Source organism: Variovorax sp. CF079 (assembly GCF_900101545.1).
Classification (GTDB): domain Bacteria; phylum Pseudomonadota; class Gammaproteobacteria; order Burkholderiales; family Burkholderiaceae_C; genus Variovorax.
The window spans coordinates 184,253-198,165 of sequence record NZ_FMZU01000006.1; the positions used below are offsets into that span (position 1 = coordinate 184,253).

Here is a 13,913-nt window from a genome sequence, read left to right on the forward strand (position 1 = left end):
CCTTTCACGCCAACTCACTAGAACCCAGGAGACTTTTCCAATGGATCGCAGAACCCTGCTCACCACCCTTGCCGCCAGCGCGGCTGCCGCTGCCGCACCGTGGGCGCGCGCGCAGAACTACCCCGAGCAGCTCGTCAAGTGGGTGGTGCCCTATCCGGCCGGCGGCGGCACCGACGTGATCGCGCGCACCCTGGCCGAAGCCATGCGGCAGACGCTGGGCCAGCAGATCGTCATCGACAACCGCCCCGGCGCCTCGACCAACATCGGCGCCGACCTGGTCGCCAAGGCCAAGCCCGACGGCTACACCATCATGTCGGCCGACAACGCGGTGCTGGCCTTCAACGAATACCTGTTCAGCAAGCTGCCCTTCAGCCCCGAAAAGGACTTCAGCTACATCGGCGCCATCGGCAGGTTCCCGCTCGCGCTGGTGGTCCATCCGGACTTCCCGGCCAAGGACTTCAAGGCCTTTCTGGCCTACGTGAAGGCCAACCCCGGCAAGGTCAACTACGCCTCGCCCGGCAACGGCTCGCCGCACCACCTGGCGATGGAGATGTTCAAGAACCGCACCGGGACCTTCATCACGCACATTCCCTACCGCGGCGCGGCGCCGGCGATGGCCGACGTGATGGGCGGCCAGGTGCCGTGCATGTTCCTTGACCTGGCCTCGGGCCTTCCGATCATGCAGGGCAACAAGGTGCGCGTGCTGGCCATCGGTTCGGGCGCGCGCTCGAAGCTGCTGCCGGAGGTGCCGACGCTGGCCGAAGTGGGCGTGCCCAACAGCGAGGTATTCGCGTTCCAGGGGATTCTGGGCCCGGCCGGCTTGCCGGCGCCCGTGGTCGCCAAGCTCAACGCCGACTTGAACCGCGCCTTCGGCGTGCCGGCAGTGCAGAAGCGCTTCAGCGATTTCGGGATGGAGGCGATGCCGGGGACGCCTCAGCAATTCGCTGCGCTGTCGCGCGCCGAGTCGAAGCGCTGGGGGCCGATCATCAAGTCGGCGGGGATCAAGCTGGATTGAAGACTTCATCAGCAGCTCGGTGGCTAGGTCTGCAGCGATGACCCCCTCGCGGCCGGCGAAGCCAGGCCTGTTCGGGCAACACCGCGGAACCGGCTTTGCCGGGCCGCTGGTGTTGCCCCCGGCGAGGGGGTTGGCGGACCACACGAAGTGGGGGAGCCTGGGGGGTGAGCGCTACTTCGCGAAGGCCTTGCGCGACCCGTCCTCGAACACCTCGTCGTCGCGCTCCGGCTTGCCGTCGGCATCCCAGGTCCGTTCGCGCGTGACGCGGCCCTTGTCGTCGTAGATCGATTCGGCCATCAACGTGCCCTTGTCGCTGAAGCGCTGGTGCGTGCCGACGGCGATGCGGCGGAACCGGTCGATGAGCAGGTAGCGCCCGAGCGCGGCGCGCTGGCCGTTGTCGTGGAACTCGGTGATCTCCAGCTGGCGCGCATCGCCGGCCGTGCCGTAGCGGGCCTTGCTGCGCGGCTGTCCGTTGAGGTAGTAGCTCTCGTCGCTTTGCGGCTCGCCGGCTGCGTTCCAGCGCTGGTCACGCACCAGCGTGCCCTTTTCCGAGAACTCCTGCTCGCGCTGCCTGATCGCGCCGCGTTCGACCAGCAGGAAGACCACTTCGCGGCGCTTGATGCCATCCGAAGACCAGCGCCGTTCGGTGCGCTGGTTGCCGCTGATCTCGTCCTGCACCGAAGGCTTGCCGTTGTCGTAGAGCTCCTCGCTGCGCACCCGCTTGCCGGCCGCATAGGCCAGCCGCGAACGCAGCGTGCCCTTGCTGTCGAACAGCTCCACCTGCGAGGGCCCGTTCACGAAGCCGCACAGCCGTGCATCGTCGACCGCCGGCGCCAACATCGGCTTGTCGCCGCAGCGCAGTGCCGACAACTGGCCGCGCTCGGTGAACTCGGCCGAGGCACGTTCGCCCGGCTCGGCATAGAAAGCGATGCGGCGCACCTGGCCGCCGGGATGGAAGCTGCGCGTCAGGCCGGTTTCATGGCCGTTCTCGTAGATCGCCTCGCGCAGCACGCGGCCTGTGGGCGAGAACTCGCGTGCGCGGCCCTGCATGTTGCCGTTGGCGTTGACGCTGTGCTCCTTCACGAGCTTGCCCTTGTCGTAGTAGCGCACCAGGCCCATGAAGACGCCGTTCTGGATCTGCTGCTCGCGCATCAGCTCGCCGCTGTCGCGGTCCTTGCAGCGCATGAGGCCGGTCTTGCCTGCGGTGGTGTTGCCGTTGGCCGGATTCACGCTCTGGCCGTTGAGCTCGCAGTCCTGCACCGCGTGCGCAGCGGGATGGAAGAGGGCGGCGAATACGGCAACGAGTCCGGCAATGCGCAGAGAAGTGACCATGGCGAAGCGGATGAAGTTCAGGTCATGCGTCGTAGACGGTGTCCAGCGATCGGAATCCCTTTGCCTCGATCGGGTTGCCGAAGGGGTCGCAGAAGAACATCGTCCATTGCTCGCCCGGCTGGCCTTCGAAGCGGACCTGCGGTTTCAGCACGAAGTCGGTGCCGGCCGCCTGCAGGCGCTCGGCCAGCGCGCGCCACGCGGGCAGCTCGAGCACGATGCCGAAGTGCGGCATCGGCACCATTACCTCGCCGACGTGGCCGGTGCGCGAGGTGGCGAAGGGCTCGCCGAGGTGCAGCGAGATCTGGTGGCCGAAGAAGTCGAAGTCGACCCAGGTGTCGGTGCTGCGGCCTTCGGTACAGCCGAGCAGGCCGCCGTAGAAGCGCCGCGCCTCATCGAGATCGCGGACATGGAAGGCAAGGTGAAATATGCTGCGCATGTAACAAGCATAGCCGCGCTGCTTCGCTTTGACACCCATGGATACAACTCCGATGACCTCGCCCGCCGCCTCTCCCGCCCCTGATCCCACCACTCGGCTGCTGCACGCCGACCGTCATTTCGGCGTCGAGCAGGGCGGCGTGCACATGGCGGTGCACCCGTCGGTGCAGTACGGCTACGAGCGCGTCGAAGACCTGATTGGCGTGTTCCAGGGCACGCTGAAGAACCGCTTCAACTACGCGCGCCAGGGCACGCCGACCACCGCGGCGCTGGAGGCCAAGCTCACGGCGCTCGAGGAGGGCGTGGGCACCGTCTGTTTCGCGACCGGCATGGCCGCGGTCTCGGCCGTGTTCCTGACGCTGCTGCGCGCAGGCGACCACCTGGTCGCGAGTCGTCATCTGTTCGGCAACACCCACAGCGTGCTGGGCACGCTCCAGGGGCTGGGCATTCAAGTGGGCCTGGTCGACGCGTCGTCGGCGGCAGCGGTGGCCGATGCGCTCACGCCCGCGACCCGCATGGTGTTCGTCGAGACCATCGCCAACCCCGGCACGCAGGTGCCCGACCTGGCGGGCATCGGCCGGCTCTGCGCCGAACGCGGCCTCGTCTACGTGGTGGACAACACCATCACCTCGCCGGCCCTGTTCCGGCCGAAGACGGTGGGCGCGAGCCTGTCGCTCAACTCGCTGACCAAGACCATCGCCGGCCACGGCAATGCGCTTGGCGGTGCGGTGACCGACACCGGCCTCTTCGACTGGAGCGGCTTCCCCAACATCTTTGCCGGCTATCGCCAGGGTGATGCGAAGCAGTGGGGCTTGGTGCAATTGCGCAAGAAGGGGCTGCGCGACCTGGGCGGCTCGTTGAGCTCGGACCATGCCCATCGCATCGCCGTCGGCGCCGAAACCCTGGCCCTGCGCGTCGCGCAGAGCAGCGCGACGGCCCTGTCGCTGGCCCGCTTCCTGGAGAGCCATCCGGCGGTGGCGCGCGTGCACTACCCGATGCTCGAATCGCATCCGCAGCATGCATTGGCGCGCGCACATTTCGCTTCGGGCGCCTGGCTGCTGTCCTTCGAGCTGCAGGATCCGCAGGCCTGCATACCCGTCATCAACCGGCTCCAGATCCCGATCAAGGCGACCGGCATGGGCGATACGCGCACGCTGATCATTCCGGTGGCGCCGACCATCTTCTGGGAGGCCGGTCTCGCGAGGCGGGCCGAGATGGGCATTGCGGAGGGGCTGATCCGCGTCTCGGTCGGGCTCGAGCGCGAGAGCGATCTGGTCGCCGATTTCGCGGCGGCGCTGGCATGAGCCGCCGGGCCGCTCCCCAGGCGAATACCGCAGCGCGCAGCGCGGAGGTTGCCTGATGACCGGCTGGCTTTCCCGCCTGCGCTGGCATCGTCCGCTGTGTGCCCTCGGCTTCGCGTTCCTGTGCGCCGGCGCCGCGCCCGCCTTTGCGGCCGGCGAAGGCAGCGCCAAGCCCTTCTGCCCGCCGCCGGCCGCCATGCCCGACCTGTCGGCCGAGGCCATGCGGCGCGCGATGCAGCAGGCGATCGACCGCGGCCTCTTGTGGCGCATCGAGAAGGACGGCCGCAGCTCCTGGCTCTACGGCACCATGCACCTGGGCAAGGCCGAGTGGATGGTGCCGGGGCCGCGCGTGCTGCGCGCGCTGATGCAGAGCGACACGCTGGCACTCGAACTCGATTTGCTCGATCCGGCGACGCTGGCCGTGTTCAGCGCGCCAGCTGACCAGGCGGTCAGCGCGCGCGTGCTCACGCCGGAACGGCAGCGCCGCCTGGACCGGCAAGCTGCCGCCGCCTGCCTGCCCCAGGGCGCGCTGGCCCGGCTGCGGCCGATCCTGCAGGTCACGACGCTGTCGATGCTCGCGGCGCGCTCCGAGGGGCTGTATGGCGACTACGGCAGCGAGGCCTTTCTCGCCGGCCTGGCGCGCGCCCGCGGCAAGCCCATCGTCGCGCTCGAGACCGCAGCGGACCAGTTGAAGATGCTCGGCGGCGATTCCGAGGCGGAGGAGGGCGAGCAGATCGACCAGGCCCTCGACGAACTCGAATCGGGCCGGACCGGCGCGCTGGCGGGCGAGCTGGCGCAGGCCTGGGCGCGCAACGACTGGGCGCGGCTCGACAGCTACACGCAATGGTGCGATTGCATGCGCACGCCCGCCGATCGGCGCGCGCTCAAGCGCCTGCTCGACGATCGCAACCCCGGCTTGGCCGATGGCATCGCGCGCCTGCATGCGCGGGGCCAGCGCGTGTTCGGCGCGGTCGGCGCATTGCACATGGTCGGACCGACGGGCCTGCCGGCGCTGCTGGCGGCGCGCGGCTTTCGCGTGACGGCGGTAGTGCCCGGCCCTTGAGCGCAGGACTGGCCGATAATCGCCGCCTCATGTCCTGCCTGCGCCACGCCCGCCACCTCGGCCGCTTCGTGCTGCTGTGGTTCGCGCTGTCGCTGGGCGTGGCGGTCGCCTCGCCGATCGTGAATCCGCAGGCGGTGGAGCTGGTCTGTTCCAGTGCCGGCGCCGTCAAGATGGTCGTGCAGACCGACGACGGCGCGCAGGAGCTGGGCATGAGCCACATGGACTGCCCGCTGTGCGTGTTGACCGGCGCGCCGCCACCCGCAGCAGCGGTTGCGCTGCCGAGTCCTCTCCCGCTGGCCCATGCGGTCCAGCCCATTCCGGCCGCACGCATCGCCGCGGCCACCGCCGCGCCGCTGCCCGCGCGCGGGCCGCCTTCCTTCTCCTGAACTTTTCATTCGTCGCAGCGCAGCACCCGCGGGGTGCCGGCTGCCGGCCGACCTGGCCTGAAGTTCTGGAGAGAATCCGTGAGAGAGAAATCCCTGGCCCTGGCGTTCGCCGTGGCCGTTCCCTGGGCCGCGCCGGCAATGGCGCAAGACGCGGCATCGCCGCCTGAAGGCCTGATTCGTTCCCTCGGCACCGTCACCGTGACCGGTGGCCGGCCGAGTTCGCTGCCGACGCAGATTCCCACCACCATCGAAGGCGTGACGCGCGAGCAGATCGGCGAGACGGTGAACGCCACCGACAGCGAGGACGCGCTCAAGTACCTGCCGAGCCTGGTGGTGCGCAAGCGCTACATCGGCGACTTCAACCACGCGGTGCTCGCGACGCGTGCCTCGGGCACCGGCAACAGCGCCCGCTCGCTGGTGTTTGCCGACGGCATCCCCTTGTCGAACCTGCTGGGCAACGGCGCCACCTTCGCGCCGCGCTGGGGCATGGTCTCGCCGGAGGAGATCGAGCGCGTCGATGTGCTCTACGGCCCGTTCTCGGCCGCCTACTCGGGCAACTCGGCCGGCGCTGTGGTCGATTACGTGACGCGCATGCCGACGCAGTTCGAGGCGCATGCCAAGCTCACGGGTTTCCGCTCGAACTTCGATCTCTACGGCAGCCATTCCTCGCCCGCCGGCAACCAGGTCGATCTCTCGCTCGGCAGCCGCAGCGGCGACTGGTCGTGGTGGCTCGGCCTGAGCCGCACGCAAAGCAAGGGCCAGGCGCTGGTGTTCGCCAACCGTCTGCTGAGCGCGGGCACGGTGGGCAGTGCCGGCACGCCGGTCACCGGCGCGGTACCGGGGCTCAACTCTTCGAACCAGCCCTGGTGGCTGCTCGGCGGCACGACGATCTACGACACGACCCAGGAGCAGGCCAAGATCAAGCTGGCTTACGATTTCTCGCCCACGCTGCGCGCCACCTACACGCTGGGCACCTGGAACAACAGCACGAGCGGCACGGTCGACAGTTGGTTGCGCGACCGCTTCGGCCAGCCGGTCTATTCGGGCCGCGTCAACATCGCCGGCCGCGTCTACAACCTCGACACGCCCAGCGCCGCCTTCGCCCCGACCCAGACCGATCTGCGGCACACCATGCATGGCCTCTCGGTCAAGAGCAACACGCTGGGGCAGTTCGACTGGGAGGTCGCGGCCAGCCTGTTCGACTACGCGAGCGACATCGCGCGCACGCCGACTGCGGCGCTGCCCGCTGCCTTCTACGGCGGCGCGGGGCGTATCACCGACATGGACGGCACCGGCTGGAACACCCTCAAGGCCGCCGGCACCTGGCGTCCGAGCGGGTCCGCAGAGGGCATCGGCGCCCATGTGCTCGACTTCGGATTCCAGCAGGAGCGCTACAAGCTGCGCACGCTGGTGAGCAATACGCCCGACTGGATCGAGGGCGGGGCCACGAGCCGCTTCTCGGCCTTCACCGGCAACACCGAGCTGCAGTCGCTCTACGCGCAGGACACGTGGCGCTTCGCCCGGAACTGGAAGTCCACGCTCGGCCTGCGCCACGAGCGCTGGCAAGCCGACGGCGGCACGCTCGCCAACGCGACGGCCGTGCGAGCCTTTCCGACCCGTACCGACAGCTACAACTCGCCCAAGGCCGCGATCGCCTGGCAGGCCTCGCCCGAGTGGCTCTTCAAGGCATCGACCGGCCGCGCGGTGCGCATGCCCACGGTGAGCGAGCTCTATCAGGGCTCGATCGAGGGCAACACCATCCGCAACAGCGACCCGACGCTGCGGCCCGAGCGTTCGGTCACGACCGAGCTGAGCGCGGAACGCGATCTCAAGCGCTGGGGCATCGACGGCCTGCTGCGCACCACGCTGTTTTTCGAACGGACGAAGGACGCGCTCTACAGCCAGCAGCTGCGCCCGGGCGTCACCACGGTGCAGAACGTCGATGCGATCCGCACCCGCGGACTGGAGCTCGCCTTCCAGGGCGTCGACGTCGGCATCCAGGGGCTGGACCTCTCCGCCAGCCTGACGCTGGCCGATTCCGAGATCACCGCCAACCGCGGCTTTCCCGCCAGCGTGGGCAAAGCGCAGCCGCGCGTGCCGCGCACCCGCGCCACGCTGCTCGCCACCTACCGGCCCGACGCCCGCTGGTCATACTCCATCGGCGCGCGCTACAGCGGCAGGCAGTACGGTTCGCTCGACAACAGCGATCCGAACGGTTCCGCCTACATGGGCTTCAGCAAGTACTTCGTCGCCGACGTGCGCGTGCGCTATCGGATCGACAGGCAGTGGAGCGCAGCCTTCGGCATCGACAACCTCAACAACAACAAGTACTGGGCTTTCCACCCCTACCCGCAACGCACCTTCGTGGCCGAACTCAAGTTCGACCTTTGACTTTGACTCACACTCCCAAGGACCGTCCCCATGAACCTCTCGATCGCCATCAGAACCCTCGCGCTCTGCGCCGCCTTGACGGGTGCCGCCGGTGCTTTTTCGCAAACACCCGCCGCCGTCCAGGTGCGCGACGCCTGGGTGCGCCAGTCGGTGCCCGGCCAGAGCGGGACCGGCGCTTTCATGAAGCTCACCGCGCCGGCCGGCGCGCGGCTGGTCGGCGTCTCGACGCCCGCGGCCGGTGTAGCGGAAGTACACGAAATGAAGATGGAGGGCGACACGATGCGCATGCGCGCCGTGCCGGGCCTCGATCTGCCGGCCGGCAAGACCGTCGAGCTCAAGCCTGGTGGCTACCACCTGATGCTGATGGACCTCAAGCAGCCGCTGGCCAAGGGTGCCAGCGTGCCGGTCACGCTGCACTTCGAGGACGCGAAGGGCAAAACGAGCACGTTGGAACTCAAGCTGCAGGTGGGCGCGCCGGCCGATGGCGCGGCGGCGCCGGCGCACAACCACAAGCACTAGCTTTAGCGCCTGCCGCGGCGACAAAAGCGCATCCCCTTGGAGTAAGCTGCCCGGACAAGAATCACTCTCCAGGAGACCTCCCCATGAGCGACGCGAGCAAGCCTTTCGCCTTCAGCCAGTTCGTCCCGGGCTTCGACTTCCTCCAGAGCCTTGCGAGCGGTGCTGCGGGGAGCGCGAGCACGGTGCCCGGCATGCCGAGCCTGTCGAGCTGGGTGGCGCCGACCTTGAGCGTCGAAGAGGTCGACAAGCGCATCCAGGAACTCAAGACCGTGCAGTACTGGCTGGAGCAGAACGGTCACGCGCTCAAGGCCACCATCCAGGCGCTCGAGGTGCAGAAGATGACGCTCTCGACGCTGCGCGGCATGAATGTGCGCATGGAGGATCTGGCCAACGCGTTCACGCGGCAAGCGACGGCACCTGTCGCGGCGCCGGCGCCGCGCGCTGCACCGCCGGCTCCGCCGCCTGTGCCGGAACCGGAGGACGAGCCGGAGAACGAACCCGAAGACATCGAGACGCCGGTCGCGGCAGCCCGGGGCAACGGGCGCGGCAAGACCTCGGCGACTGCCGTCGCATCGTCGGACGCATCCGCCGGCGTGGTCGACCCGCTGCAATGGTGGGGCGCGCTCACGCAGCAGTTCCAGCAGATCGCCAGTTCGGCCCTGCAGGACGCGTCCCAGCTGAAAATGCCGGACATGGCCAAGCCGCTGGCCGATGCGGTCGGCAATGCGATGGGCACCGCATCGGGCAAGAAGCCGGCACGCAAGACGGCCGCGGCCGCCACGAAGAAGGCGCCGGCTGCGCCCGGCGCGGCCAAGAAATCCACGGCGCCGGCGCGCAAGCGAGCGCGCGGACGCTGATCCCCACACCGAACCACGCCAGAGAGCCGAGTCCATGAAGCTGTTTCCCTCCGGTCACGCCACCCATCCGCAATGGCGCATGGCGGCCGGGCTCGTGCTGGCCCAATTGCGGGCGCAGATGGCGTTGCCCGACTACGCACGTTCGCCCACGCTGGGCCTGCTCTACATCACCGACCACTACGCCGAGGATGCGCAGGAGATCCTCGACCACCTCGGCGCCGAGTTGCCCGAGATCACCGACTGGTCGGGCACCGTGGGCATCGGCGTCTCGGCCAACAACGCCGAGTACTTCGACGAGCCGGCACTCAGCGTGATGCTGTGCCAGCTCCCGAGCGACCAATACCGCGTGTTCTCGGGCGTGGCGCCGCTCGCCAGCACCGAGATGAGCGGCTTCGCGGCGCACACGGCGCTCGTGCATGCCGACCCGGCCACGCCCGAACTCGCCGAGCTGATCGCCGAGATGGCGGGCCGCACCGACACCGGCTACCTGTTCGGCGGCCTCTCCTCGGGCCGCGCCGGATCGCTGCAGTTCGCCATCGGCGGCAACGGCAATATCCGCGGCCACGGCGCCGCGGGCGGCGTGTTCTCGGGCGGGCTTTCGGGCGTGGTGTTCGGCGAGGGCGTGCGTGTGGTGTCCAGGGTTACCCAGGGCTGCCAGCCTGTGTCGCGCGAGCGCGTGATCACCGAAGCCGACGGCAACCTGCTGCTGCGGCTCGACGGCGAGCCGGCGCTCGACGTGCTGCTGGCCGAGCTCGGCGTTTCGCTGGAGGCGCCGCAGGAGGCGATCGATGCCGTGCGCGCCACGCTGGTCGGCCTGGTCGATGCCGGCAGCGACAGCATCCGTCGCACCGGCGACCTCGGCGCCGACGTGCTGGTGCGCCACATCATCGGCCTCGACCCCACGCGTCGCGGCGTCGCGATCGCCGACACGGCCGAAGCCGGCATGCGCATGACCTTCTGCCGCCGCAATGCGCAGGCCGCGCGCGCCGACCTGATGCGCGTGTGCGCCGAGGTCCGCGAAGAACTCGAACCCCAGGAGCAGACGCTCGCGACCGCACGCGCCGTCGCAGCCGGCGAAGCCGAGGCCGCGCCCCATCCGGCGCGCCGCATCGCCGGCGCCGTGTACGTGAGCTGCTCGGGCCGCGGCGGCCCGCATTTCGGTGCGCCCGGGGCCGAGCTGCAGATCGTGCGCCATGCGCTCGGCGACGTGCCGCTGGTCGGCTTCTTCGCCGCCGGCGAGATCGCACGCCATCACCTCTACGGCTACACCGGCGTGCTGACCGTGTTCACCGCGGACGACTGAAAACTCACTGCCCTGCGTGCGCGAAAGCGCGAGAGTCCGGCGGGGAACACCGCGGAACCGGCTTTGCCGGGCCGCTGGTGTTGCCCCCGGAGAGGGGGTTGGCGGACCACACGAAGTGGGGGAGCCTGGGGGTGAGTTCAATCCCGCAGGAAGCGTTCGGTCAGAAGCACCCAGTACGCGGAGCCGATGGCGACGTTGTCGTCGTTGAAGTCGTAGCCGGGGTTGTGCACCATGCAGGCGCCGTGGCTGTCGCCCTCTCCATTGCCGATCAGCAGATAACTGCCGGGCACGCGCTCGAGCATGAAGGCGAAGTCCTCGCTGCCGGGCAGCGCCGGCGCCTGCAGCGTGACGCGCTCCGGGCCGAGCAGTTCGAGCGCCACTTCGCGCGCGAAGGCGGTTTCCTCGGGCGCGTTGACCAGCACCGCATAGCCGGGCCGCCAGTCGATCTGCGCCTTGATGCCGAAGCTCTCTGCCTGTGCCGCGACGAGCGCCTTGATGCGCTCTTCGAGCCTGCCGCGCACCTCGCGGTCGAGCGCGCGCACGCTGATCTCCAGCACGGCGCTCTGCGGGATCACGTTGTTGGCCTTTCCGGCATGGATGGCGCCCACCGTGACCACGGCCATCTGCAGCGGGTCGATGTTGCGCGACACCACGGTCTGCAACGCCATCACGATGCTGGCCGCGGCGACGATAGGGTCGGCGGTGCGGTGCGGCATCGCGCCATGGCCGCCGATGCCGGCGAGCGTGACGGTGGCGTAGTCCGACGAGGCCATCGCCGGGCCTTCGCGCAGCGCCAGCCGGCCTTGCGGCAGGCCCGGCATGTTGTGCATCGCGAAGATCGCGTCGCACGGGTACTTGTCGAACAGGCCGTCCTCCATCATCCGCAACGCGCCGCCGCCGCCTTCCTCGGCCGGCTGGAAGATCAGGTTCAGCGTGCCGTCGAAGCGGCCGCGTTCGGCGAGATGGTGTGCGGCGGCCAGCAGCATGGCCGTGTGGCCGTCGTGGCCGCAGGCATGCATCACGCCGGCGTGGCTGCTCGCGTAGGCGAGGCCGGTGGCTTCGTCGATCGGCAGCGCATCCATGTCGGCGCGAAGGCCGAGCCGGCGCTTGCCCTTGCCGCGCACCAGCCGGCCCACCACGCCGGTGCCGCCGAGGCCGCGCTCGACCGCGTAGCCCCAGCTCTCCAGCTTCGCGGCGACCAGCGCCGAGGTGCGGTGCTCGTCGAAGGCCAGTTCGGGATGGTGGTGGATGTCGCGCCTGAGGCCGATGAATTCGCCGGCCTGCGCATGCAATTGTTCGAGGAGTGTGCTCATGAGGCCAGCTTACTGCGGCTGCAGGTTGATCGACTTGGCGATGCTGCGGTAGCGCGCCGTTTCGGCCTCGAAGAACTTCGCCGATTCGGCCAGCGACATCGGCGCCGAAGCCACCTGCGTCTGGGCCGCGAGCTGGGCGCGCACGGCCGGGTCCTTCAGGGTCGCGCCGATCGCCTTGTGCAGGCGCTGCACCACTTCTTCCGGCGTGTTCTTCGGCACCATGAAGCCGCTCCAGATCTTGTAGGAGAAGTTCTTCTGCTCCTTGCCTTCGCTCACGGCCGGCACGTTCTTGAGCAGCTCGGAGCGCTGCGCGCCAAGCTGGCCGATCACCTTGAGCCGGCCCTGCTCGGCCAGCGCGCCCATGGCCGCGCTGTAGACCAGCACCGCGAAGTCCACCTGGCCGCCGCCGATGTCCTGCAGGAGCGGTGCGTTGCCCTTGTACGGCGCATGCATGAGCTTGATGCCGGCCTGCTGCTGCACGTTCTCGAGGATCAGGTGATAGAGCGATCCGACGCCCACGCTGCCGTAGCTCAGCGGCGCGTCGCCGGACTTGCGCGCCAGCGCGATCAGCTCGTCGACGGTGTTGGCCGGCAGGTCCTTGCGCGCGACGAAGACCATCACGGCGTCGGTCACCGGATGCACGAGGCGGAAGTCCTCGGCCTTGAGCTTGACGGCCGCATTGGCCAGCGGCGAGAGGATCACCTCGTTCGGCGAGCCCTGGAAGATGTAGTAGCCGTCGGCGGGCGCCGCCAGCACCTTCTGCGCAGCCATCGCGCCGCTGACGCCACCGAGGTTCTCCACCACGACCTGTTGGCCCAGTTCCTTGCCCAGCGGCACGGTGAAGATGCGCGCGGCCGCGTCGGAGGGTCCGCCGGCCGGGTAGGGAACCATCAGGCTGACGGGCTTCGTTGGATAGGTCTGCGCGAAGGCCGTGCTTGCGGCGAGCATGAGGCCGGCAAGAAGTAGGGTGCGCGAAGGTCGGGACAACGGTTTCATCGGGGCTCCGGTGGATGCCAGCGAATCGTAGGAGTCGTCAATCCGAACGTCCAATGCATTGTTGTCTGCATTAGCATGACTTCGATGCACTACTTTGTCGGGCACCCACGATGACGCTGGTTCAACTAAGGCATCTGATCTCGCTCGCAAAGAGCGGCTCCTTCAGCAAGGCCGCACAGGCCCAGCACCTGACCCAGCCGGCGTTGAGCCGCAGCATCCGCGCGCTCGAGGACGAACTGGGTATGCCGCTGTTCGACCGGGTCGGACGCCGCAACGAACTCACCGCTTTCGGGCGCGAAGTGCTGAGCCGCGCGCGCCAGCTGGTGTTCGAGGCCGACGAGTTGCGCGACAGCGGCCGGCTAATGCGCGAGGGGCAGGGCGGCGTGATCCGCATCGGCATGGGCTCGGGTCCCGGCGCGATGCTGATGACGCCTTTTCTGATGCGCATGGCGACCCGCCATCCGAAGATGCGCGTGGTCGTGTCGCGCGGCGGCACCGATCTGCTGGCGCAGGCGCTGCGCGCGCGCACGCTCGATGCGCTGGTTGTCGATGCGCGTTCGCTGAAGCCCGCGGCCGACCTGGAGCTGAGCGCGCTGCACGAAATGCGCGGCGTCTTCATGTGCCGCCGCGGCCATCCGCTCGCGCGGCTTCGCAGCGCGGTGAGCTTCGAGGCGGTTCAGCGCTATCCCGTAGCCTCCACGCCGCTGAGCGACGAGGTGGCGCGCACCTTGGTCGAAGCCTATGGACCCGAGGCGCACCCGGCACTCTGCGTGACGCTGCAGTGCGAGGAAGTCCCGAGCCTGGTGGAGGTGGTGCGCCGGAGCGACGCCGTGCTGCTGGCCATTCGCGCGGCGGCGCCAGACCTGGTCGAGCTGAAGATGAAACCCGAGCTGAATGGCGTCGCGCGTTTCGGCCTCGTGACCTTGCGCCGGCGCACCGAGGCGCCGGCGCTGCCGATCCTGCGCGAGCTGATGCAGGAGTTGCTGCGCGACTGAGACTGAG

Annotated in this window: 13 protein-coding genes; 9 read left to right on the forward strand and 4 right to left on the reverse strand. The window is 69.0% G+C overall.

Translation table 11 applies throughout. The annotated features are described in order from the left end of the window. Nucleotides 1–40 precede the first annotated feature (40 nt). Nucleotides 41–1,015, forward strand: a complete 975-nt coding sequence (locus BLS74_RS10065) for a Bug family tripartite tricarboxylate transporter substrate binding protein (protein ID WP_093105186.1) — start codon at nt 41–43, stop codon at nt 1,013–1,015. 171 nt (nt 1,016–1,186) lie between these two features. On the opposite strand, the gene BLS74_RS10070 is transcribed toward BLS74_RS10065, so the two are convergent. Together BLS74_RS10070 and BLS74_RS10075 are read right to left on the reverse strand one after the other, a co-directional pair. After that, nucleotides 1,187–2,347, reverse strand: a complete 1,161-nt coding sequence (locus BLS74_RS10070) for a toxin-antitoxin system YwqK family antitoxin (RefSeq protein WP_093105188.1) — start codon at nt 2,345–2,347, stop codon at nt 1,187–1,189. Between the two features lie 22 nt (nt 2,348–2,369). Continuing rightward, nucleotides 2,370–2,783, reverse strand: a complete 414-nt coding sequence (locus tag BLS74_RS10075; protein WP_093105467.1) for a VOC family protein — start codon at nt 2,781–2,783, stop codon at nt 2,370–2,372. Between the two features lie 52 nt (nt 2,784–2,835). On the opposite strand from BLS74_RS10075, the gene BLS74_RS10080 reads away from it, so the two are divergent. The 7 genes from BLS74_RS10080 (at nt 2,836) to BLS74_RS10110 (ending at nt 10,602) form a co-directional block, all read left to right on the forward strand. Further along, complete coding sequence (locus tag BLS74_RS10080; protein WP_093105191.1) at nt 2,836–4,086, forward strand: cystathionine gamma-synthase family protein; 1,251 nt, start codon at nt 2,836–2,838, stop codon at nt 4,084–4,086. Nucleotides 4,087–4,141: 55 nt separating this feature from the next. Next, nucleotides 4,142–5,146 carry a TraB/GumN family protein gene (locus tag BLS74_RS10085; protein ID WP_093105193.1) on the forward strand — a complete coding sequence of 335 codons (1,005 nt, stop codon included), beginning with the start codon at nt 4,142–4,144 and terminating at the stop codon, nt 5,144–5,146. Nucleotides 5,147–5,175: 29 nt separating this feature from the next. Then, complete coding sequence (locus BLS74_RS10090; protein WP_093105196.1) at nt 5,176–5,532, forward strand: DUF2946 family protein; 357 nt, start codon at nt 5,176–5,178, stop codon at nt 5,530–5,532. A 78-nt stretch (nt 5,533–5,610) separates the two neighbouring features. Beyond that, the gene (locus BLS74_RS10095; RefSeq protein WP_244503821.1) at nt 5,611–7,923 is read left to right on the forward strand and encodes a TonB-dependent receptor; all 2,313 of its coding nucleotides are present in this window, start codon (nt 5,611–5,613) and stop codon (nt 7,921–7,923) included. A 30-nt stretch (nt 7,924–7,953) separates the two neighbouring features. Continuing rightward, nucleotides 7,954–8,442 carry a copper chaperone PCu(A)C gene (locus BLS74_RS10100; protein WP_093105201.1) on the forward strand — a complete coding sequence of 163 codons (489 nt, stop codon included), beginning with the start codon at nt 7,954–7,956 and terminating at the stop codon, nt 8,440–8,442. A gap of 83 nt (nt 8,443–8,525) precedes the next feature. Beyond that, on the forward strand, nt 8,526–9,299 hold the full coding sequence (locus BLS74_RS10105; RefSeq protein WP_093105204.1) for a PhaM family polyhydroxyalkanoate granule multifunctional regulatory protein: 774 nt from the start codon (nt 8,526–8,528) through the stop codon (nt 9,297–9,299). Between the two features lie 34 nt (nt 9,300–9,333). Continuing rightward, complete coding sequence (locus tag BLS74_RS10110; protein WP_093105207.1) at nt 9,334–10,602, forward strand: FIST signal transduction protein; 1,269 nt, start codon at nt 9,334–9,336, stop codon at nt 10,600–10,602. A gap of 137 nt (nt 10,603–10,739) precedes the next feature. Here the strand turns inward: BLS74_RS10110 and BLS74_RS10115 are convergent, their stop codons facing one another. After that, nucleotides 10,740–11,915, reverse strand: a complete 1,176-nt coding sequence (locus tag BLS74_RS10115) for a M20 aminoacylase family protein (protein ID WP_093105210.1) — start codon at nt 11,913–11,915, stop codon at nt 10,740–10,742. A gap of 9 nt (nt 11,916–11,924) precedes the next feature. Further along, complete coding sequence (locus tag BLS74_RS10120) at nt 11,925–12,911, reverse strand: tripartite tricarboxylate transporter substrate binding protein (RefSeq protein WP_093105213.1); 987 nt, start codon at nt 12,909–12,911, stop codon at nt 11,925–11,927. A gap of 110 nt (nt 12,912–13,021) precedes the next feature. On the opposite strand from BLS74_RS10120, the gene BLS74_RS10125 reads away from it, so the two are divergent. Further along, the gene (locus BLS74_RS10125) at nt 13,022–13,906 is read left to right on the forward strand and encodes a LysR family transcriptional regulator (RefSeq protein WP_093105216.1); all 885 of its coding nucleotides are present in this window, start codon (nt 13,022–13,024) and stop codon (nt 13,904–13,906) included. The last annotated feature ends 7 nt before the right edge of the window (nt 13,907–13,913 follow it).